Origin of the sequence: Streptomyces sp. NPDC008137 (assembly GCF_042957035.1) — a bacterium.
Taxonomy (GTDB): domain Bacteria; phylum Actinomycetota; class Actinomycetes; order Streptomycetales; family Streptomycetaceae; genus Streptomyces.
In genome coordinates, this window is the sequence record NZ_JBIBHN010000013.1 from 45980 (window position 1) to 64787 (window position 18808).

General features: G+C 70.9%; 23 protein-coding genes and 1 pseudogene. 10 read left to right on the plus strand and 14 right to left on the minus strand.

Translation table 11 applies throughout. The features are described from left to right. Window positions 1-54: 54 nt before the first annotated feature. Window positions 55-2307 (minus strand): MMPL family transporter, encoded by a 2253-nt coding sequence (locus ACFZBT_RS21525; protein WP_391105756.1) that lies wholly within the window; start codon window positions 2305-2307, stop codon window positions 55-57. Window positions 2308-2623: 316 nt separating this feature from the next. Here ACFZBT_RS21525 and ACFZBT_RS21530 point away from each other — a divergent pair, with 316 nt between their 5' ends. The 10 genes and pseudogenes from ACFZBT_RS21530 to ACFZBT_RS21575 form a co-directional block, all read left to right on the plus strand. After that, the gene (locus ACFZBT_RS21530) at window positions 2624-3172 is read left to right on the plus strand and encodes a DUF1697 domain-containing protein (protein WP_391105758.1); all 549 of its coding nucleotides are present in this window, start codon (window positions 2624-2626) and stop codon (window positions 3170-3172) included. Then, window positions 3165-3539 carry a DUF4440 domain-containing protein gene (locus ACFZBT_RS21535; protein WP_391105760.1) on the plus strand — a complete coding sequence of 125 codons (375 nt, stop codon included), beginning with the start codon at window positions 3165-3167 and terminating at the stop codon, window positions 3537-3539. The genes ACFZBT_RS21530 and ACFZBT_RS21535 overlap by 8 nt, the downstream gene beginning before the upstream one ends. A 58-nt stretch (window positions 3540-3597) precedes the next feature. After that, entirely contained in the window at window positions 3598-3894 is a 297-nt protein-coding gene (locus ACFZBT_RS21540; RefSeq protein WP_391105762.1) for a gas vesicle protein GvpO, read from the plus strand. Window positions 3895-4029: 135 nt separating this feature from the next. Beyond that, the gene (gene gvpJ / locus ACFZBT_RS21545) at window positions 4030-4413 is read left to right on the plus strand and encodes a gas vesicle protein GvpJ (protein ID WP_391105994.1); all 384 of its coding nucleotides are present in this window, start codon (window positions 4030-4032) and stop codon (window positions 4411-4413) included. Next, window positions 4410-5129, plus strand: a complete 720-nt coding sequence (locus tag ACFZBT_RS21550) for a GvpL/GvpF family gas vesicle protein (RefSeq protein ID WP_391105764.1) — start codon at window positions 4410-4412, stop codon at window positions 5127-5129. The genes gvpJ and ACFZBT_RS21550 overlap by 4 nt, the downstream gene beginning before the upstream one ends. An 11-nt stretch (window positions 5130-5140) precedes the next feature. Further along, window positions 5141-5392 carry a gas vesicle protein GvpG gene (locus tag ACFZBT_RS21555; protein ID WP_391105766.1) on the plus strand — a complete coding sequence of 84 codons (252 nt, stop codon included), beginning with the start codon at window positions 5141-5143 and terminating at the stop codon, window positions 5390-5392. Then, complete coding sequence (locus ACFZBT_RS21560) at window positions 5389-5751, plus strand: gas vesicle protein GvpJ (protein ID WP_391105768.1); 363 nt, start codon at window positions 5389-5391, stop codon at window positions 5749-5751. The genes ACFZBT_RS21555 and ACFZBT_RS21560 overlap by 4 nt, the downstream gene beginning before the upstream one ends. Further along, the gene (locus ACFZBT_RS21565) at window positions 5748-6575 is read left to right on the plus strand and encodes a GvpL/GvpF family gas vesicle protein (RefSeq protein WP_391105770.1); all 828 of its coding nucleotides are present in this window, start codon (window positions 5748-5750) and stop codon (window positions 6573-6575) included. The genes ACFZBT_RS21560 and ACFZBT_RS21565 overlap by 4 nt, the downstream gene beginning before the upstream one ends. After that, entirely contained in the window at window positions 6572-6787 is a 216-nt protein-coding gene (locus tag ACFZBT_RS21570; protein ID WP_382580815.1) for a gas vesicle protein, read from the plus strand. Before ACFZBT_RS21565 ends, ACFZBT_RS21570 begins: the two co-directional genes overlap by 4 nt. Beyond that, window positions 6775-7038: pseudogene (locus ACFZBT_RS21575) on the plus strand (gas vesicle protein K); the annotation flags it as partial. The gene ACFZBT_RS21570 and the pseudogene ACFZBT_RS21575, both read left to right, overlap by 13 nt. Window positions 7039-7051: 13 nt before the next feature. Here ACFZBT_RS21575 and ACFZBT_RS21580 read toward each other — a convergent pair. The 13 genes from ACFZBT_RS21580 to ACFZBT_RS21640 form a co-directional block, all read right to left on the minus strand. After that, on the minus strand, window positions 7052-7792 hold the full coding sequence (locus ACFZBT_RS21580) for a CbiX/SirB N-terminal domain-containing protein (RefSeq protein WP_391105772.1): 741 nt from the start codon (window positions 7790-7792) through the stop codon (window positions 7052-7054). Between the two features lie 4 nt (window positions 7793-7796). After that, a complete protein-coding gene (locus ACFZBT_RS21585; RefSeq protein ID WP_391105774.1) occupies window positions 7797-8693 on the minus strand; it encodes an ABC transporter permease subunit in 897 nt (298 codons plus the stop codon). After that, window positions 8680-9468 carry an ATP-binding cassette domain-containing protein gene (locus ACFZBT_RS21590; RefSeq protein WP_391105777.1) on the minus strand — a complete coding sequence of 263 codons (789 nt, stop codon included), beginning with the start codon at window positions 9466-9468 and terminating at the stop codon, window positions 8680-8682. Before ACFZBT_RS21590 ends, ACFZBT_RS21585 begins: the two co-directional genes overlap by 14 nt. 49 nt (window positions 9469-9517) lie before the next feature. Then, complete coding sequence (locus ACFZBT_RS21595) at window positions 9518-10621, minus strand: aliphatic sulfonate ABC transporter substrate-binding protein (RefSeq protein ID WP_391105779.1); 1104 nt, start codon at window positions 10619-10621, stop codon at window positions 9518-9520. Between the two features lie 222 nt (window positions 10622-10843). Beyond that, window positions 10844-12178 carry a GTP-binding protein gene (locus ACFZBT_RS21600; protein WP_391105781.1) on the minus strand — a complete coding sequence of 445 codons (1335 nt, stop codon included), beginning with the start codon at window positions 12176-12178 and terminating at the stop codon, window positions 10844-10846. A 2-nt stretch (window positions 12179-12180) separates the two neighbouring features. Beyond that, entirely contained in the window at window positions 12181-13116 is a 936-nt protein-coding gene (gene cysD, locus ACFZBT_RS21605) for a sulfate adenylyltransferase subunit CysD (protein WP_391105783.1), read from the minus strand. After that, window positions 13113-13649, minus strand: coding sequence for an adenylyl-sulfate kinase (gene cysC, locus ACFZBT_RS21610; RefSeq protein ID WP_391105996.1), 537 nt, complete (start codon window positions 13647-13649; stop codon window positions 13113-13115). The genes cysD and cysC overlap by 4 nt, the downstream gene beginning before the upstream one ends. A gap of 23 nt (window positions 13650-13672) precedes the next feature. Then, window positions 13673-14383 carry a phosphoadenylyl-sulfate reductase gene (locus ACFZBT_RS21615; RefSeq protein ID WP_391105785.1) on the minus strand — a complete coding sequence of 237 codons (711 nt, stop codon included), beginning with the start codon at window positions 14381-14383 and terminating at the stop codon, window positions 13673-13675. Next, window positions 14380-14559: a hypothetical protein gene (locus tag ACFZBT_RS21620; protein ID WP_391105787.1), complete on the minus strand. Its 180-nt coding sequence runs from the start codon at window positions 14557-14559 to the stop codon at window positions 14380-14382. Before ACFZBT_RS21620 ends, ACFZBT_RS21615 begins: the two co-directional genes overlap by 4 nt. Next, complete coding sequence (locus ACFZBT_RS21625) at window positions 14556-16253, minus strand: nitrite/sulfite reductase (protein WP_391105789.1); 1698 nt, start codon at window positions 16251-16253, stop codon at window positions 14556-14558. Before ACFZBT_RS21625 ends, ACFZBT_RS21620 begins: the two co-directional genes overlap by 4 nt. 182 nt (window positions 16254-16435) lie before the next feature. Next, window positions 16436-16519 carry a putative leader peptide gene (locus ACFZBT_RS21630; protein WP_310591794.1) on the minus strand — a complete coding sequence of 28 codons (84 nt, stop codon included), beginning with the start codon at window positions 16517-16519 and terminating at the stop codon, window positions 16436-16438. 126 nt (window positions 16520-16645) lie between these two features. Then, window positions 16646-17218, minus strand: coding sequence for a GNAT family N-acetyltransferase (locus tag ACFZBT_RS21635; RefSeq protein WP_391105791.1), 573 nt, complete (start codon window positions 17216-17218; stop codon window positions 16646-16648). 102 nt (window positions 17219-17320) lie between these two features. Continuing rightward, complete coding sequence (locus tag ACFZBT_RS21640) at window positions 17321-18631, minus strand: hypothetical protein (RefSeq protein WP_391105793.1); 1311 nt, start codon at window positions 18629-18631, stop codon at window positions 17321-17323. Window positions 18632-18808: the final 177 nt, after the last annotated feature.

Below are 18808 nucleotides of genomic sequence, written 5' to 3' on the forward strand. Positions count from 1 at the left end.
CCCGTCGGCCCCCTCCCACGGGAACCAACGGGCCCTTCGTTGCGACGGCGAGGATCAGACCTTGACGGGCTCGCCCTCGTCGTCCCGCGCCGCCGATCCCGCGACGACCGCAAGCGGCGTCTCGTCGTGCGTGAGGTCCGGCAGCCGGTGCAGCCACTTCGGCAGATACCAGTTGCGCTCCCCGAGCAGTGCCATGACCGCCGGCAGCAGCACACCCCGGATGATCGTCGCGTCGATGAGCACCGCGGCCGCGAGCCCGACGCCCATCTGCTTCATGGACTGCATGGACAGCGTCCCGAAGATCGCGAACACGGCGACCATGATGACCGCGGCACTGGTGACGACCCCGGCCGTGGTGACCACGCCGTGCCGGATGGCGTCCTTCGTCTCCAGTCCCCGCAGCCGCGCCTCCCGTATCCGGGAGACCACGAACACGTGGTAGTCCATCGACAGGCCGAACAGGATCACGAACAGGAACAGCGGCAGCCAGGTGATGATCGCGCCGACGCCCTCCGCGCCCACCAGGGAGGCGCCCCAGCCGTGCTGGAAGACCGCGACGAGGATGCCGTAGGCCGCGCCCACGGACAGTAGGTTCAGCACGATCGAGGTGAGCGCGATCGTCAGTGAGCGGAACGACAGCAGCATCAGCGCGAAGGCGAAGACCACGACGAACGCGAAGACCGGGACGACGGCTCCGGCCAGCTGGTCGTTGAAGTCCTTCGACCCCGCGATCTGCCCGGTGATCGGCGCCTCGACCCCGTCGACCCTGCCGAGCGTGGCCGGACGCACCTCGTCACGCAGCTTGTCCAGGCTCTCGCCCGCCTTGTCCTGGTCGGAGCCGCCGACCAGCGGGACGTAGACGAACGCGACGTCCCGCGCGTCGTGCAGCTTGATCTCCACCGGGCCGCGCGAGGCGCCCGAACTGATGGCGCGGTCACGGAAGTCGGCGAGCGCGGACTTCACCTCCGGCGCGTTGATGTCGTCCGCCTTGACGACCACCTCGGCCGGCTCCGAGCCGCCCGGGAAGGCCTCGTTGAGCCGGTTGTACGTCTGCACGATCGGCAGCGAGTCGCCGAACTCCTGGTCCAGCGTGAACTGCTGGGTCTTCATGCCGAGCGCGGGAGCCGTGATGGCCAGCAGCGCACCGGCCGCCACCGCCACGGCGATCACGGGCCGGGCGAGGACGCGCCGCAGTACGGCCGTCCAGAACCGGCTGTCCTGGCGGGCGCCCGGCTTGCGCCGGTTCAGGAACGGAATGCGGCCCTTCTCCACGCGCTCGCCCAGCAGCGAAAGCAGCGCGGGCAGCACCGTCACGGACCCCACCATCGCCACGGCCACCACCATCAGCGACGCCAGGCCCATCGCCTCGAACTCGGCGAGGCCGGTGAACAGCATGCCCGCCATCGCCACGCACACCGTGACACCCGAGACGACGATCGCCCGGCCACTGGTCGCGGCGGCGATCCTGAGAGCCGTCTGCGCGTCCCGGCCGGCCTCGCGCTCCTCGCGCTCGCGGCGCAGGTAGAACAGGCAGTAGTCGACGCCGACGGCCAGACCGACCAGCAGCATCACGGAGTTCGCGGTGTCGCTCATCGGCATCACATGGCTGACCACGCCCATCAGACCCATCGTCGCCATGATCGCGGTGATCGCCAGCACCACCGGCAGCAGCGCCGCGACCAGCGCGCCGAACGCGATCAGCAGGATGCCGAAGGCCACCGGCACCGCGGAGTACTCGGCCTTCTTGAAGTCGTCCCCGAACGCGTCGTCGAACGTCTTCATCATGCTGGCGCCGCCGATCTCCTCGATCCGCAGCGACGCGTGGTCCTCCTGGACGCCCTCGACGGCCTTCAGCACCGGCTCGACCCGCTCTCCGGCGGTGTCCGCCGCGCCGCGCATGTCGAACTGCACGAGCGCGCTGCGCCCGTCCTTCGAGATCGTCTTCGTGTCGTACGGCGAGGTCACGTCGGTGACCTCGCCGGTCCCCTCGATGGCCTCGACCACGGCGGTCACGGCACTCCTGAACTCGGCGTCCGTGGCCTGGAGACCACCGCCCCTGGCCTGGATCAGGACGCTCTCACCGGCCGGCTCGACGATCCCGGCGTCCTCGATGATCCGCGCGGCGGTGTGCGTCTCCCCCTTCAGCTGGTCGCTGTCCTTGACGTCGACCCGGCCCGCCGCCGAACCGAGCCCCATCGCCAGGAAGACGAACAGCACCCAGATGCCGACGGCGGCCCATCGGTGCCGGGCGCTCCAGCCGCCGGCCCGGGCGGCCAGGCCCCGCACCCGTGTATCTCCGTTCCCCATGACGGGCTCGCCCCCTCGTACAGCGGTGGCGGCCCCCTGCCGCCCCCTTTCGTTTCGAAGGTATGGGCCGGATAAAACCATCACCTCGTGCTGCCCGGTGAAGTGGCGGGGCCGGAACTCATCCCCATGGACCTGGCCCTCTCCCCACTGGGGAGGACCGCGAGGGACCGTGGCCCCTTACACACACTGTGTGGATCCTGAGCAGACGGTTGTGCCTCGCGGTGACCGATGAGTAATTTACGGGGCCGGGCAGCCGCCCGCCGACGGCCGTCGTGCCCGCCCCCACGGGGCACGACGGCCGTCCTAAGGTGTGCGGATGACGACGACGTACGCGGCACTGCTGCGCGGCATCAATGTGGGCGGCAGCAGGAAGGTCCCGATGGCGGACCTCCGCACCCTCCTGGAGAACCTCGGCCACGAGGGCGTGCGCACGTATCTTCAGAGCGGCCAGGCGGTGTTCACCGCCGGTCACGGTGACGAGCGGTCGCTGGCGGACGGGATCGCGCAGGCCGTCGAGCGGCATTTCGGCTTCGGCGTCGACGTGATCGTGCGCGACCACGCCTATCTGAAGGCGATCGCCGACGCGTGCCCGTTCCCGGCCGCCGAGCTGGAGGCCAAGCAGCTCCACGTCACCTACTTCTCGGCACCCGTGGCCCCCGACCGTTTCGCGGAGATCGACCAGCCCTCCTACCTCCCCGAGGAATTCCGCCTCGGCGACCGCGCCCTGTACCTGTACGCCCCGAACGGCCTCGGCCGCTCCAAACTGGCCGAACACCTGTCGAAGCCCCGCATCAACAAGGGTGTGATCGCCACGACCCGCAACTGGAACACCGTCGTGAAGCTGGTGGAGATGACCCGTGCCTGAGGACGACCCCGCCGTCGAGACCGTCATCGATCGCGAACTGGCGCTGCTCACCCCGGAGGTCCGCCGCTCGCCCGAACGGGCCGGGGCGCTGCTGCACCCCGGCTTCCACGAGTTCGGAGCCTCCGGGCGGCACTGGGACCGGGCCGCCATCATCGCCTCCCTGGCCGAGAGCACCGACATCGAGTCCCCGCCGATCACCACCTCCCGGATGCGCGGCGTCCAACTGGCCCCCGACCTCGTCCACCTCACCTTCGACACCGAGTACGACGGCAGGCGCGCGCACCGCAGCTCCCTGTGGCGGCGTACGGAGAACGGGTGGCTGCTCTACTTCCACCAGGCGACTCCCTTCAGCGAACAGGCGCGGTGACGCCGGACGTTTGGCCGAATCGCCCCCACGCGCCCCGGGGCCTTGGCACCGTAGGGCCATGACGAGCACCGATGATCAGACGACGCCCTCCGGTCGTACGACGGCCCTCCAGGCCATGCGCGGCGCGGCGGCCCAGCTCGCCGAGCTGCTCGGCACGACACCCGACTCCGTCACCGCCGTCCGCCCCACCCCGGACGGCTGGAGCGCGGACGTGGAGGTCGTGGAGCTGGAGCGGGTCCCCGACACCATGACGATCATGGCGACCTACCGGGTCACCCTCGACCCGCAGGGCGGGCTGCTCGGCTACGAGCGGGTGCGCCGCTACGCCCGCGGCCAGCTCGACCGGCGTCGCTAGCGCCGACCGGCTTCCCCTCAACTCCCCCTCGCCACAAGTCTTTTCGTGTTCACGTGAACACGGCCGCCACCACCCCCGTACCTACGGGCGGCACGAGAACGGACTCTTGCGAGAGGAATCGCCCACGTGACCGTCATGACGCAGTCCGGCGGGATGCAACCCGCCGCCACCTCCAGCGGTTCGGGTTCGGCCGGACTCTTCGACATCCTCGAACTGATCCTGGACCGCGGGCTCGTCATCGACGTGTTCGTCCGGGTCTCACTGGTCGGCATCGAGATCCTGAAGATCGACATTCGGATCGTCATCGCCAGCGTCGACACCTACCTCCGGTTCGCCGAGGCCTGCAACCGCCTCGACCTGGAAGCAGGCCGCAAGGCCCCCGACAAACTCACCGACATCGTCGGCAACCTCGTCGAGAGCGGCGCCCGGGGCAAGACCAGTGGCGCGATCGGCGGGGCCATCGACGCGATCGGGGACATCTTCGACCGCGACGACAAGGGCCGCGAGGAGGAGCGGTGAGCGGCGTCTACGTCTACGCCGTCACCCGCTCCGACCACCCCCTGCGGCTCGACGGCCTGCGCACCGTCGGCGGGACCGAGGAGCCCCCGCGGGTGCTCGTCCACGGGCCGCTCGCCGCCGTGGTCAGCGCCGCGCCCCCGGGGCTACGTCCCAAACGCCGTGACCTCGCCGCCCACCAGGAACTCCAGGAACGCCTGATGGCCGGCGGATCGGTCCTCCCCATGCGGTTCGGCCTGCTCGCCCCCGACGACACCGCCGTCAGGAGCGCCCTGGAGCACAAGGGCGAGGAGTACGCCCGAAGGCTCGGCGAACTGGACGGCACCGCCGAGTACAACCTCAAGGCCGCCCGGGACCAGGACGACCTGCTGCGCGAGGTGCTCGACGGGTCCGAGGAGGCCCGCCGGCTCAACCGGCACACCCGCGAGGGCAGCGGCGCCTACGAGGACCGCCTCGCCCTCGGCGAACTCGTGGCCCGGCAGGTCGACGCCCGGCAGCGGCGGCAGGCCGAGGAGATCGTCGGGCGGCTGTCCGGGCTCGCCCGGGCCGGCGTCGTGGCCGAACCGTCCAAGGACGACTTCCTCAACGTCTCCTTCCTCGTCGAACGCGCCCGCGCCGACGAGTTCACCGCGGCCGGCCGGGGCCTGGCCCACGACTACGGCGACGCCTACGACTTCCGGCTGCGCGGCCCGCTGCCCCCCTACAGCTTCGCCGCCTGACGGGAACACCCATGGGCCTGCTCACCGGCATCCTCACCTTCCCGCTCGCGCCCCTGCGCACCACCCTCTGGGCCGCCGAGCAGCTCCAGGCCGCCGCCGAGGCGCAGTACTACGACCCCGCCCCCGTCCGCCAGGCCCTCGTCGACCTGGAACGCGCCCTGCTGGAGGGGCGCATCGACGGGGCCGAGTACGACCGCCGCGAGGACGAACTGCTCGACCGGCTCGACGAGATCAACGCCCGGAGACGAGGCCCCCGACCATGACCCACCCGGCAGCAGGCGGACTCACCGGACCGTCCCGCTCTCCCTCCCCCTACGACCAGGGGCCCGGCGGCCAGACCGCCAACCTCGCCGACATCCTCGAACGGGTCCTCGACAAGGGCGTGGTCATCGCCGGTGACATCCGGATCAACCTGCTCGACATCGAACTGCTCACCATCAAGCTGCGCCTGCTCGTCGCCTCCGTCGACAAGGCCAAGGAGATGGGCATCGACTGGTGGGAACACGACCCCTCCCTCTCCTCCAGGGCCGCCCGCCCCGAGCGGTCCCTCGCCGACGAGAACGAACGACTGCGTGCCGAGATCGCCGCACTCAAAGCGGCCGAGAGGAGCCCGGAGCCATGACCGACCCGAACCTCGTGTACACGTACGCCGTCCTGCGCCCCACCCCCGAGGCCACCGCCGCGGTGACGCATCTGCGCGGGGTCGCCGGAGAGCCGGTCCACCTGGTAGCCCCCGCGGCCGGCACGCACCGGCTCGCCTTCGCCGTCGGCCACGTCCCGGCCGCCGACTACGCCGAGGCGCCCCTGGCGGCCCACCTCGACGACCTGGACTGGCTGGAGTCCACGGTCCGCTCCCACCACGCCGTGGTGGCCGCCCTGGTCGGCTGCGGTGCCGCCGTACTGCCCCTGCGCCTGGCCACCGTCTACCACGACGAGGACAGCGCCCGGCAGGCCCTGGACACCCGCCGCGACTACTTCCTGTCCCTGCTGGAGCGCCTCACCGGCCATGTGGAACTCGGCGTCAAGCTCTACGCCACGCCCGACATCACCCCGCCCGACGCGGATGCCGACGCAGCGCGGGAACAGCCCACCGGCCTCGGAGCCGGCCGCGCCTATCTGTCCATCCGCCGCCGCAGACAACGCCGCAACGAGGAGGCCTGGCGCATGGTCGCCCAGGCCGCCGCACAGCTCACCGAGACGGCCCGCGCCCTCGCCGTCGACCGCGTGGCACACAGCCCGCAACGCGGCAGTCTCGCGGGCTCGGGCCCGGGCACCAACGTCGTCAACGACGCCTACCTCGTCCGGGCCGACGGCGTCGACGCCTTCCGCACCGGCATACTGGCGGCCGCCGACGGCGTCCCCGGCCTGCGCGTGGAGGTGACCGGCCCCTGGGCGCCCTACTCCTTCGCGCTCCAGCCGGAACCGCAGTCGGAGCCCGCCGCGTGAGTGTCGCCCCCTACGCCGACCGCCCGGTGGCCCTCATCGACCTGCTCGACCGGCTCCTCCAGGGCGGTGTCGTCGTCACCGGCGACCTCGTCCTGTCCATCGCCGACGTCGACCTGGTCCGCATCGACCTGCGCGCGGTCATCGCCCCCGTGGCCGCGTCGGCACTCTCCCAGATCAGCGAGGCACCATGCCCCCGGCCACCCGCCGTCTGACCGCCGACCCCGACACCGTCGAACGCGACCTGGTCAAACTCGTCCTGACGGTCGTCGAACTCCTCCGCCAGCTCATGGAACGCCAGGCTCTGCACCGCGTCGACGTCGGCGACCTGACAGAGGAACAGGAGGAACGCGTCGGCCTGACCCTGATGCTCCTCGACGACCGCATGAGGGAACTCTGCGCGCGCTACGACCTGCGCGTGGAAGACCTCAACCTCGACCTGGGCCCCTCGGGACGCTGCTGCCCCGGAGTGACTGACGTCAGGCGCTCACGGCCCGCAACATCGGCACCCGGGCCGCCTCGTACCGCTCCAGCACCACTCGCGCCACCTCCGGCGCGGGGCCCAGCACATCCGCCAGGACGTCTGCCTCCGCCGCGCCCCGGGCGATGCGGTCCGGGAGTCGGCCGGGGGCGAGGACGTAGGGGGCGACAGCCACCCGGGAGCAGCCGAGGGCGCGCAGTTCGCGGACGGCGTCCTCCGTCCGGGGGAGAGATGCGGAGGCGAACGCAGGCCGCACGGCGCACCAGCCGGTGTGCCGCCACTCCCGCGCGATTTCTGCGATCACTGCGATCGCCTCCGGGTCGGTGGACCCCGCCGAGGCCAGGACGACCCCGGTCGAGGGCTTTTCGGCGGGGGTGAGACCCGCCTCGTACAGGCGCCGTTCCAGCGCTGCCGACAGCAGCGGGGACGGGCCCAGGACCTCCGCCTGGTGGACGCGCAGCTGCGGGGGAGCGTCCGCGAGGACCGCGGGGATGTCCGCCTTGGCGTGGAACGCCCGGGTCAGCAGGAGAGGGAGGGCCACGACGTCACGGACGCCTTGGACCGCCAGGGACTCCAGGACCCCCTGCACCGAGGGGACGTTGAAGTCCAGGAAGCCTGTCTCCACGCGCAGGTCGGGGCGCAGGGTGCGGACCCGCCGTACCAGGGCGTGCACGGTCGCGGCGTGCCGCGGATCGCGGCTGCCGTGGGCGATGACGAGGAGGACAGGCTTGTTGGTCATGGGATCAGCTCTTCACCAGCAGGCCGCGGTTGCGCAGCACCCACCGCTCCAGCGGGCTGAAGATGAGCAGGTCGATGGCGATGCCGACGATCAGGATGAGCAGGATGGCCTCGAACACCATGGCCATGTCGCTGGCGTTGCGGCCGTTCTCCAGCAACTGGCCGAGACCCACACCGAGGTCGGGGAAGGACGCGATGATCTCCGCGGCCATGAGCGAGCGCCAGGAGAACGCCCAGCCCTGCTTCAGGCCCGCCACGTAACCCGGCAGGGCGGCCGGCAGGACGATGTGCCAGGTGCCCTTCAGGCCCGTGGCGCCGAGCGTGCGGCCCGCGCGCAGGAACAGCGGCGGCACCTGGTCGACACCTGAGACCAGGCCGTTGGCGATCGACGGGACCGCGCCGAGCAGGATCACCGCGTACATCATCGAGTTGTTCAGGCCCAGCCAGATCACCGCCGGCGGAACCCAGGCGACGGACGGCAGGGACTGCAGGCCCGACAGGATCGGGCCGAGGGCGGCGCGGACGAACTTCACCCGGGCCACCAGCAGCCCCAGCGGCGTGCCGATCAGCAGGGCGAAGCAGAAGCCGAGCAGACCGCGCGAGACGCTGGTCCAGATGTAGCCGAGCAGCTCGCCCTGGAGCCACGCCGTGTGGACGACGTCCCACACGGCGGACGGCGCCGGCAGCTTCGTCGGGTCGGTGACGACCTTGAACGAGACGAGGGCCTGCCAGACCGCCAGCACCAGCGCGACGGCGATGACGGGCGGGAGGATCTTCTGCACGAAGGTCTGCCGGAACGGAGTGCGGTACGCCTGCCTCGACTCCAGCGCGTCGAGGCCCCTCTCCAGACCCTCGAGATCGCTGCCGTCCTTGGCGACGGTCGTCGAATCAGTGCTGGCCATGACGGCGGATCTCCCCACGCAGTTCTTCGGTGATCTCGACGGACAGCTCCGCCACCTGGGTGTCCTCGATGCGGCGCGGGTGCGGGATGTCCACCGTCCACTCACGGGCGATCCTGCCCGGGCGGGAGGACAGCAGCACCACGCGCTGCGCGAGCCGGACCGCCTCGCGCACGTTGTGCGTGACGAACAGGACGGAAAGCTGCGTCTCGCGCCAGATGCGGGTCAGCTCGTCGTGCAGCACGTCCCGCGTGATGGCGTCCAGCGCCGCGAACGGCTCGTCCATCAGCAGCAGCTTGCTCTCCTGCGCGAGCGCCCGCGCCAGCGCGACACGCTGGCGCATACCGCCCGACAGCTCGTGCACCCGCTTGCCGTACGCGCCCTTCAGCCGGACGAGTTCGAGCAGCTCCTCGGCCCGCTCGCGGCGCTCGGCCTTGGCGATGCCCCGCAGCTTCAGGGCGAGTTCGATGTTCTTGCCCGCGGTCAGCCACGGGAACAGCGCGTGCTCCTGGAACATCAGCGCCGGGCGGCCGTCCGTGGTGATCTCGCCGACGGTGGGCCGGTCCAGGCCCGCCACCAGGTTGAGCAGCGTGGACTTGCCGCAGCCCGAGGCCCCCAGGAGGGTGACGAACTCGCCGGGCGCGACATCGAGGGTGATGTCGTCCAGGACGAGCTGCTGCCCGGCGGGGCCCGCGAACGACTTCGAAACGTGTTCGATCCGGGCGGCGTGCGTGGCCGACTCGGTGCCGTCGGCGGCCTTGGCGAGGGTGGTGGCCATGGTCGTCACCTCCTGGGAAGTCTTCAAGATGCGGCTTCGGGATGCGGGCTTACTTCGCGCCGAGACCGGCGTCGTCGACCGTGGGCGCGCCCTCGGCCTTCAGGACCTTGTTCAGCGGCGCGAGGTCGTAGATGCCGTTCAGGTCCGGCTTCTGCAGCAGCCCCGCCTTCACGGCGTGCTCGGCCTCGGTGCTGAGGGTGGAGGCCAGCGGGTCGTCGGTGAACTGGATGGACTTCCACGCCGGGTCCAGCACCTCGGCCGGCAGCGCCTTGCCCGAGTCGGCCTCCAGCTGCTTGTTCGCCGCCGCCTTCGCCGCTTCCGGGTTGGCGTTGATCCACTTGTTGGTCTCGACCGAGCCCTTGAGCACGGCCTCGACGACCTTCGGGTGCTCCTTGAGGAACTCCTGCCGCACGATGATGTTCGTGATCACGAACTTCTTGTCGGGCCACAGCGACGCCTCGTCGAGCAGCACCTTGCCGCCCTCGGCGACCAGCTTCGAAGCGGTCGGCTCCGGTACCCAGGCGCCGTCGACGGACCCGGACTTGTAGGCGTCCGGGGTGACCTTGTTGTCGCTGCGGACGACCGTGACGTCGCCCTTGCCGCTCTGCGGGTCGACCTTCCAGCCCTGCTCGGCGGCCCAGTTGAGGAACGCCACGTCCTGCGTGTTGCCGAGCTGCGGGGTGGTGATCCGCTTGCCCTTGACGTCCTTCAGCGACTTGATCTTGTCCGGGTTGACCACCAGCTTCACCCCGCCGGACGCCGAACCGCCGATGATGCGCAGGTTCTTGCCGGCGGCCTTGGTGTAGCCGTTGATCGCCGGGGAGGGGCCGATCCAGCCGATGTCGATGGACTTGGAGTTCAGCGCCTCGATCTCGGAGGGGCCTGCGTTGAAGATCGCGGGATCTGCCTCGGTGGCGCCGAGGGCCTTCTGGAAGAAGCCCTTCTGCATGCCCACCAGCGCCGTGCCGTGGGTCAGGTTGCCGAAGTAGCCGATCTTCACGGAGTCGAGACCGTCGATCTTCTTCGCCCCGGCGGCGACCTTGACGCCCCCGTCGTCCTTGGCCTGGGAGCCGTAGCCGCAGGCGGCCAGGGTGAGCAGCGGGAGTGCGGCTATGACCGCGAGGGATCGGCGCAGAGCGGATGATGCAGGCACGGGAGGTGTTCCTCTCGGAGGCCCGGCGGTCACGGTCTCTCAGGTCGTGGCCGGGAGGTCGGCAGGTTTTCGTCTACGGCGGTGGGGGGTGAGGGCGCGCGTGCGGTGCGCGTACGTCAGCGCACACATCGCGCCACTCCGCCCTGCCCGCTGCCGAGAGCACCGCTGCCGACGCGGCCGCCCTCCTTCGCGAACGTGGAGTAGAAGTCGGGGGAGGTCATGTCAGAAGTCCCACCCGTCGTCCTCGGCCTCGTCCTTGACGGGCTCCGGGGCGGCGAAGGACTCGCCGACCATGCCGGCGGTGAGGGTCTGGCCGTCGTTCGGGTCGATCAGGATGAACGAGCCGGTGCGGCGCGAGTCCGAGTAGGAGTCGACCGGCAGCGGCTCGGCGGTACGGATCTTCACCCGGCCGATGTCGTTGGCGACGAGCTGTCCCGGGTGCGGGTGCAGGGACAGGTCGTCGAGCGTGAGACGGGACGGGATGTCCTTGACGATCGCCTTGACCGTGCGGGTGCCGTGCTTGAGCAGCACCCGGTGGCCGACGGTCAGCGGGGCGTCCGCGACATGGCAGACGGTCGCCTCGATGTCCTGCGTGGTCGCGGGCGCGTCCTTGGTGGGCACGATCAGGTCGCCGCGCGAGATGTCGATGTCGTCCTCCAGCAGGAGGGTCACCGACTGCGTGGTCCACGCGACGTCGACCGGCTCGCCCAGCAGGTCGATGCCGGCGACCTTCGACGTGCGGCCCGAGGGCAGCACGGTGATCTGCTCGCCGACGTGGAAGGAACCGGCCGCGATCTGACCGGCGTACCCCCGGTAGTCCGGGTGGTCGGAGTTCTGCGGCCGGATCACGTACTGCACGGGCAGCCGGGCGTGGCAGTGGCTCAGGTCGTGGCTGACCGGCACCGTCTCCAGGTGCTCCAGCACCGTCGGGCCGCCGTACCAGTCCATGTTCGCGGAAGGCTCCACCACGTTGTCGCCGACGAGCGCCGAGATCGGGATCGCGGTGACCTCGGGGACGCCCAGCTCGGTCGCGTACGCCGTGAACTCCTCGGCGATGGCGGCGAACACCTTCTCCTCGTACGCGACGAGGTCCATCTTGTTGACCGCGAGGACCACGTGCGGGACGCGCAGCAGGGCGGCGAGGGCCGCGTGCCGGCGGGTCTGCTCGACGACGCCGTTGCGCGCGTCGACCAGGATGACCGTCAGCTCGGCGGTGGACGCGCCGGTGACCATGTTCCGCGTGTACTGCACATGGCCGGGGGTGTCGGCGAGGATGAACCGGCGCCGGGGAGTGGCGAAGTAGCGGTACGCCACGTCGATGGTGATGCCCTGCTCCCGCTCGGCCCGCAGCCCGTCCGTCAGCAGCGCGAGGTCCGGCGCCTCCTGGCCCCGGCTCGCCGAAGCGCGCTCCACGGCCTCCAGCTGGTCGGTGAGGACCGACTTGGAGTCGTGCAGCAGCCGGCCCACCAGGGTGGACTTGCCGTCGTCGACGGAACCGGCGGTGGCGAACCGCAGCAGGGTGGTCTCCGCGAGTTCCTCGGTCGTGATGGTGCTCATCTTTAGAAGTACCCCTCGCGCTTGCGGTCTTCCATCGCGGCTTCCGACATCTTGTCGTCGGCGCGGGTCGCACCCCGCTCGGTGAGCCGGGAGGCGGCGATCTCGACGATCACCTTCTCGATGGTGTCGGCCTCGGAGTCGACGGCGCCGGTGCAGGACATGTCACCCACGGTCCGGTAGCGCACCAGCCGCTTCTCGACCGTCTCGCCGTCCTTGGGGCCGCCCCATTCGCCGGCGGTCAGCCACATGCCGCTGCGGGCGAACACCTCGCGCTCGTGGGCGTAGTAGATCTGCGGAAGCTCGATGCCCTCGCGGGCGATGTACTGCCACACGTCCAGCTCGGTCCAGTTGGACAGCGGGAACACGCGCACGTGCTCACCGGGGGCGTGCCGGCCGTTGTACAGGTTCCACAGCTCCGGGCGCTGCCGGCGCGGGTCCCACTGGGAGAACTCGTCCCGCAGGGAGAACACCCGCTCCTTGGCCCGGGCCTTCTCCTCGTCGCGGCGTCCGCCGCCGAAGACCGCGTCGAAGCGCTCCTGCTGGATCTTCTCGGTCAGCGGCAGCGTCTGCAGCGGGTTGCGGGTGCCGTCCGGGCGCTCCTTGAGCACCCCGCGGTCGATGTAGTCCTGCACGGAGGCGACGTGCAGCCGCAGCCCGTGCTTCTCGACCGTACGGTCCCGGTAGTCGAGGACCTCGGGGAAGTTGTGCCCGGTGTCGACGTGCAGCAGCGAGAAGGGCACCGACGCCGGCCGGAAGGCCTTCAGCGCCAGGTGCAGCATGACGATGGAGTCCTTGCCGCCGGAGAAGAGGATCACCGGCCGCTCGAACTCGCCCGCCACCTCGCGGAAGATGTGCACCGCCTCGGACTCGAGGGCGTCGAGGTGGGACAGCGCGTAGGGGCTGTCGGTCTCCTCGGAAACAGAGGCGACGGTCGTCATGCCAGTCCCCTTTCGCTGAGCAGGGCGTACACCGACGCCGCGGACTCCTGCACGGTCTGGTTCTGCGACTCGATGCGCAGATCGGGCGACTCGGGCGCCTCGTACGGGTCGTCGACCCCGGTGAGGCCCGTGAGCTCGCCCGCCGCCTGCTTGGCGTACAGGCCCTTCACATCGCGCTCGCTGCACACCTCGACCGGCGTCGCCACGTGGATCTCCGCGTACGCCGTGCCGTTCGCCTGGTGCCGCTTGCGGACCGCCTCGCGGCTGTCCTGGTAGGGCGCGATGACCGGGACGAGGGCGAGCACGCCGTTGCGGGCGAGCAGTTCGGCGACGAAGCCGATCCGCTGCACGTTGGTGTGCCGGTCCTCACGGCTGAAGCCGAGGCCCGCCGAGAGGAACTCGCGGATCTCGTCGCCGTCGAGCACCTCGGCGCGCCGGCCCTCGGCGCGCAGCCGGCCGGCCAGCTCGTGGGCGATGGTGGTCTTGCCGGCACTCGGCAGACCCGTGAGCCAGACGGTGGCTCCGGTCGTCACGTCGGTCTCCTGAATCGTCGTCGTCATCCGTGCAGCCCGCACTCGGTCTTGCTGCGTCCCGCCCAGCGGCCGGCACGGGCGTCCTCGCCCTCCAGCACCCGGCGGGTGCATGGGGCGCAGCCGACGGAGGGGTAGCCGTCCATCAGCAGCGGGTTCGTCAGGACGCCGTGTTCGGTGACGTAGGCGTCCACGTCGTCCTGGGTCCAGCGGGCGATCGGGGAGATCTTCACCTTCTGCCGCTTCTCGTCCCAGCCGACCACCGGGGTGTTCGCCCGGGTCGGGGACTCGTCGCGGCGCAGACCGGTCGCCCAGGCCCGGTAGTCCTTCAGGCCCTCTTCCAGCGGCTGCACCTTGCGCATCGCGCAGCACAGGTCGGGGTCGCGGTCGTGCAGCTTCGGGCCGTACTCGGCGTCCTGCTCGGCGACCGTCAGACGCGGTGTGAGCGTGATGACGTTGACGTCCATCACGGCGTCGACCGCGTCCCGGGTGCCGATGGTCTCCTCGAAGTGGTAGCCGGTGTCGAGGAAGACGACGTCCACGCCGGGCATCGCACGGGAGGCGAGGTGGGCGACCACCGCGTCCTCCATCGAGGAGGTCACGCAGAAGCGCTTGCCGAACGTCTCGGCCGCCCACTGGAGGATCTCCAGTGCGGAGGCGTCCTCCAGGTCGCGGCCCGCCTGCTCGGCGAGCGCCTTCAGCTCTTCGGTGGTGCGCTCTTCCTGAGTGGTCGTCATATCTCTGCCCCTCCGGAGTCGGATCGCTTGAGTCCCCGGGACAGCAGTCCGAGGAACTTCAGCTGAAAGGCCCGGCTGCACGCCGCGCATTCCCACGCCCCGTGCCCCTCTTCGCTGGGACGCAGGTCCTCGTCACCGCAGTAGGGGCAGTAGAACGGGGCGGCGCGCTCGCTCATGTCAGGGACTCCTCGCCGGCCCGGGCCGCCCATGCGGCGAACCGCTCGCCGTCCTCGCGCTCCGCCTCGAACCGCTTGAGGACGCGCTCGATGTAGTCGGGCAGCTCCTCGGAGGTGACCTTCAGACCGCGCACCTTGCGGCCGAAGCCCGCCTGGAGGCCCAGCGCGCCGCCGAGGTGGACCTGGTAGCCCTCGACCTGCTCGCCCTGGCTGTTGACGACCAGCTGGCCCTTGAGACCGATGTCCGCGACCTGGATACGGGCGCAGGCGTTCGGGCAGCCGTTGAGGTTGATGGTGAGCGGCTCGTCGAAGTCCGGCAGGCGGCGCTCCAGCTCGTCGATCAGCTGCGAGCCCCGCTGCTTGGTCTCGACGATGGCGAGCTTGCAGAACTCGATGCCGGTGCAGGCCATGGTGCCGCGCCGGAACGAGGACGGCCGGGCGGTCAGGTCGAGCGCCTCCAGGCCCTCGACCAGCGACTCGACCTGGTCCTCCGCGACGTCGAGGACGATCATCTTCTGCTCGACGGTGGTACGCACCCGGCCCGAGCCGTGGGCCTCGGCGAGGTCGGCGATCTTCGTGAGGGTCGCGCCGTCGACGCGTCCCACACGCGGGGCGAAGCCGACGTAGAAGCGGCCGTCCTGCTGCCGGTGTACGCCGATGTGGTCGCGCCAGCGCTCCACGGGCTCGGCGGGCGCGGGCCCGTCGACGAGTTCGCGCTTGAGGTACTCGTCCTGCAGCACCTGGCGGAACTTCTCCGGGCCCCAGTCGGCGACCAGGAACTTCAGCCGGGCGCGGGTGCGCAGGCGCCGGTAGCCGTAGTCGCGGAAGATGCCGATGACGCCCGCCCACACGTCCGGGACCTCGTCCAGCGGCACCCAGGCGCCGAGCCGGACACCGATCTTCGGGTTGGTGGACAGGCCGCCGCCGACCCACAGGTCGAAGCCGGGGCCGTGCTCGGGGTGGTCGACGCCGACGAACGCGACGTCGTTGATCTCGTGGGCCACGTCGAGCAGCGGCGAGCCGGAGATCGCCGTCTTGAACTTGCGGGGCAGGTTGGAGAATTCCTTGCTGCCGATGAACCGGCGGTGGATCTCGTCGATGGCGGAGCTGCCGTCGATGATCTCGTCCTGCGCGATACCGGCGACCGGCGAGCCGATGACCACACGCGGAGTGTCACCGCAGGCCTCGGTCGTGGACAGGCCGACCGCCTCCAGCCGGTCCCAGATCTCGGGCACGTCCTCGATCCGGATCCAGTGGTACTGCACGTTCTGCCGGTCCGTGATGTCGGCGGTCCCGCGCGCGAACTCCTGCGAGATCTCGCCGATCACCCGCAGCTGGCGGGTGGTGAGCCGGCCGCCGTCGATACGGACGCGCAGCATGAAGTACTCGTCGTCCAGCTCCTCCGGCTCCAGGATCGCGGTCTTGCCGCCGTCGATCCCGGGGCGGCGCTGGGTGTACAGGCCCCACCAGCGCATCCGGCCCCGCAGGTCGTTCGGGTCGATCGAGTCGAAGCCCCGCTTGGAGTAGATCGTCTCAATGCGTGTCCGCACATTGAGACCGTCGTCGTCCTTCTTGAACTGCTCGTTGCCGTTGAGCGGGGTGTGGTGTCCCACGGCCCACTGACCCTCACCGCGGTGACGGCTCACCTTGCGGCGGGGAGTCGCGGCGGCAGGCTTCTGCGGGGTGGCGGCCATGGTTGATACGTCCTTCGGGACAGCGATGGGCAGGGGTCGGCGCGTGGCGCCGTCGTTGAGGGGCGGTGGTCGGGCGGCGGGAGGGAGGCTCTGACCTGCGCACGGGCGCACGGTGGTACGGGCGCGTCATTGCGCGGGAAAGGAGAGAAGAAAAAGGGGGATGCCGGGCTGCGTGAGTGCTCTCAGCGCGCCGGACAGATGGCGCTGGACATGCGGCCGAGGTCGACGTGCCGCCGACTCACCAAGGCAATTCCAGTTCCAGACATGACGGAAGCGTGTCACGGCGATCTGGACACAGTCCAGCTTCGTCCATGATGCGGACACTCGTGTCTCGAAAACCAAGACATGAGTGTCCTTGGTCACATCGGGTCACCCCGGGGTGTCCGACCAGGTCAGACAGGGAACGCCCCAGGCCACGGTCCCGGAGCGGCGACGTCCGCCTCCTCCTCGACCTTGGTGTCGAACAGCTGGAACCCCCGGCGCAGGTAGTTGTCCATCGCGTGCTCGCCGTCCTTGCTGCACGTGTGCAGCCAGACCCGCTTCGTCGGCGTCAGTCCGGCCCAGCGGTCCGCGAGGTCCCAGGCCCGGGCCGTGCCGTACGACAGCAGGTGCCCGCCGACGCGCCGGCCCCGGAAGCCGGGCAGCAGCCCGAAGTACACGATCTCCACGACCGCGTCGTCCTGCGCCTCCAGCTCCACGTACCCGGCGGGCGTGCCCCTGTCGTAGGCCACCCACGTCTCCACGCCGGGCCGTTCCAGGTGCTCCTGCCAGCGGGCGTACGACCAGCTCAGCCGGTCGGTCCAGCGGATGTCGCCGCCCACCGACGCGTACAGGAACCGGCTGAACTCGGGCGAGGGCACCTCGGAGCGCACGACCCGGACGTCCCCCTCCGGCGCGACGGCCGGCAGCAGGTCGGTCGGGGCGGTCTGCTCCAGGGACCAGGTGGTCACGGCGATGGTCGGCATGAGGGTCAGGAAATCATCAGGTGTCACGACCTGTCGAACCCCCCGGGCCCGGCCATGGCGACACCCCGCCAGCCGCGTCCCCAACCTCTCAGGGCAATACACCTAGTCGAGCGCCCGGTCGACCGAGGCCAGGGGCAGCGCGAACAGCATGCGGCCGGACTGGGACCAGACCTCACCGGTCTCCTCCCAGTAGGACAGGGAGCCCGAGCGGCCGCTCCAGCAGTGGCGGGTCTCGTCCGTCCCGCACTCCGTCGCCCGGGCGCGGTCCGTGTCCTGGCGCCACAGCGTCCCGTGCCCGCCCGGTGAGCCCGCCGCGCGGTCGAGGTACCAGCCCGAGCGGTACGCCAGTACGCCCCGCACATCGGTCGTCTTCGTCTCGTACGCCTCGACCGGGTCCGCGTGCCCGGAGGAGTCGGTGCTGAGCAGACCCGGCCGGGCCGGGTCCCGGCTCAGCGCGTAGCGCCACAGCCGGGTGCGCCGGTCGCCGTCCGCGGGGACCCACTCGCTCGCGACCAGACTGTCGGGGGAGGTGCTGCGGTCCAGGGAGACGGTGGCCGGGCGGGTGTCGCCGTCGCCGCGGGACAGGGTGTACGAACCCACGGCGGGCAGCACGTAGCGGTAGCCGTGCGCCGCCCAGCCGCCGCGCACCCGGCCGACCGCCTCGGAGTCGACGGTGGCGCGCTGGATGCGGTTCATGTCGTACACGTACAGCGCGTCCCGGTCGCCCTCGCGGGTCGTCACCAGCAGCTTGTCCTGGTACCAGACCATGCCGGACAGCGGCGAGACCAGTCCCCGGTAGTCGTGCCCGCCGTCCACCGGGACGGTCAGCAGGGCCCAGGTGTAGCGGAGCCGGTCCGGGTCGTTCGCGTCGACGAAGGCGACCTTGGCCAGGCCCCGCTCGGGCGCCGGGCCGTCCAGGGAGCCGCCCTCGGCGCCGTTGGTCCAGCCGGACAGGATCACCCGGTTCGCGCCCCAGCGGCCGTCGTCGTCCGCGTCTCCCGAGGTGGTGACCGCGCCCGGCCGCCAGCCCCGGGTGTCGGCGTCGCCGAAGCAGTACGCGCGGGTGGCCGCCGGTTCTATGGGGAGGGCGTGCTTCTCGGCGGTCGAGCAGCCGACCGCGTCCCGCAGCGGCCGGTCGGCGCTCTCCAGTACCGCGCCGACGCCGACGGGGCGGCCCATCTCCGAGGAGAGCCGGTCGAGCCATCGCTCCGGCACCCGGTGCTCGGCCAGCGGCAGCCGCCCGGCCTCCGTGGACGCGCTGATCGCCTTCAGGGTCCCCGGAGTGTCCGTGACCCCGGCCTGCGACGCGCTGATCAGGGTGGCGGCGGCGGTGAGCGCGAGAGCCGTCCCGGCCAGCGTCGCCCGTACCGCCCTGCCCCGCCTGCGCCGCCGGTGTCTGCCGCGCTGCTTCATAACGTCCTCCCGAGGGCGGACCAACTGCGCCTGGTGATCCGTACGTTGACGGAGGAGCAGGTGGGGTGGCCCGTAGAGGGATGCTACGGCAGGTGAGCGGGGTGGCGGACGAAGACCCCGCAAATATGCGAAAGATGTACCTCTGGGGGAGGGCCGGGTGCCCCGGTCGGCACGTCC

What these genes read in the sequence shown, in the direction of transcription:
- ACFZBT_RS21540 (WP_391105762.1), top strand. Translation starts at nt 3,598, where the DNA reads ATGACGAGCACCGATGATCAGACGACGCCCTCCGGTCGTACGACGGCC.
- ACFZBT_RS21530 (WP_391105758.1), top strand. Translation starts at nt 2,624, where the DNA reads ATGACGACGACGTACGCGGCACTGCTGCGCGGCATCAATGTGGGCGGC.
- ACFZBT_RS21585 (WP_391105774.1), bottom strand. Translation starts at nt 8,693, where the DNA reads ATGGCCAGCACTGATTCGACGACCGTCGCCAAGGACGGCAGCGATCTC.
- cysD (WP_391105783.1), bottom strand. Translation starts at nt 13,116, where the DNA reads ATGACGACCGTCGCCTCTGTTTCCGAGGAGACCGACAGCCCCTACGCG.
- ACFZBT_RS21600 (WP_391105781.1), bottom strand. Translation starts at nt 12,178, where the DNA reads ATGAGCACCATCACGACCGAGGAACTCGCGGAGACCACCCTGCTGCGG.
- ACFZBT_RS21620 (WP_391105787.1), bottom strand. Translation starts at nt 14,559, where the DNA reads ATGAGCGAGCGCGCCGCCCCGTTCTACTGCCCCTACTGCGGTGACGAG.
- ACFZBT_RS21560 (WP_391105768.1), top strand. Translation starts at nt 5,389, where the DNA reads ATGACCCACCCGGCAGCAGGCGGACTCACCGGACCGTCCCGCTCTCCC.
- ACFZBT_RS21555 (WP_391105766.1), top strand. Translation starts at nt 5,141, where the DNA reads ATGGGCCTGCTCACCGGCATCCTCACCTTCCCGCTCGCGCCCCTGCGC.
- ACFZBT_RS21565 (WP_391105770.1), top strand. Translation starts at nt 5,748, where the DNA reads ATGACCGACCCGAACCTCGTGTACACGTACGCCGTCCTGCGCCCCACC.
- gvpJ (WP_391105994.1), top strand. Translation starts at nt 4,030, where the DNA reads ATGACGCAGTCCGGCGGGATGCAACCCGCCGCCACCTCCAGCGGTTCG.
- ACFZBT_RS21625 (WP_391105789.1), bottom strand. Translation starts at nt 16,253, where the DNA reads ATGGCCGCCACCCCGCAGAAGCCTGCCGCCGCGACTCCCCGCCGCAAG.
- ACFZBT_RS21525 (WP_391105756.1), bottom strand. Translation starts at nt 2,307, where the DNA reads ATGGGGAACGGAGATACACGGGTGCGGGGCCTGGCCGCCCGGGCCGGC.
- ACFZBT_RS21580 (WP_391105772.1), bottom strand. Translation starts at nt 7,792, where the DNA reads ATGACCAACAAGCCTGTCCTCCTCGTCATCGCCCACGGCAGCCGCGAT.
- ACFZBT_RS21635 (WP_391105791.1), bottom strand. Translation starts at nt 17,218, where the DNA reads ATGCCGACCATCGCCGTGACCACCTGGTCCCTGGAGCAGACCGCCCCG.
- ACFZBT_RS21590 (WP_391105777.1), bottom strand. Translation starts at nt 9,468, where the DNA reads ATGGCCACCACCCTCGCCAAGGCCGCCGACGGCACCGAGTCGGCCACG.
- ACFZBT_RS21630 (WP_310591794.1), bottom strand. Translation starts at nt 16,519, where the DNA reads ATGTCTGGAACTGGAATTGCCTTGGTGAGTCGGCGGCACGTCGACCTC.
- ACFZBT_RS21615 (WP_391105785.1), bottom strand. Translation starts at nt 14,383, where the DNA reads ATGACGACCACTCAGGAAGAGCGCACCACCGAAGAGCTGAAGGCGCTC.
- ACFZBT_RS21640 (WP_391105793.1), bottom strand. Translation starts at nt 18,631, where the DNA reads ATGAAGCAGCGCGGCAGACACCGGCGGCGCAGGCGGGGCAGGGCGGTA.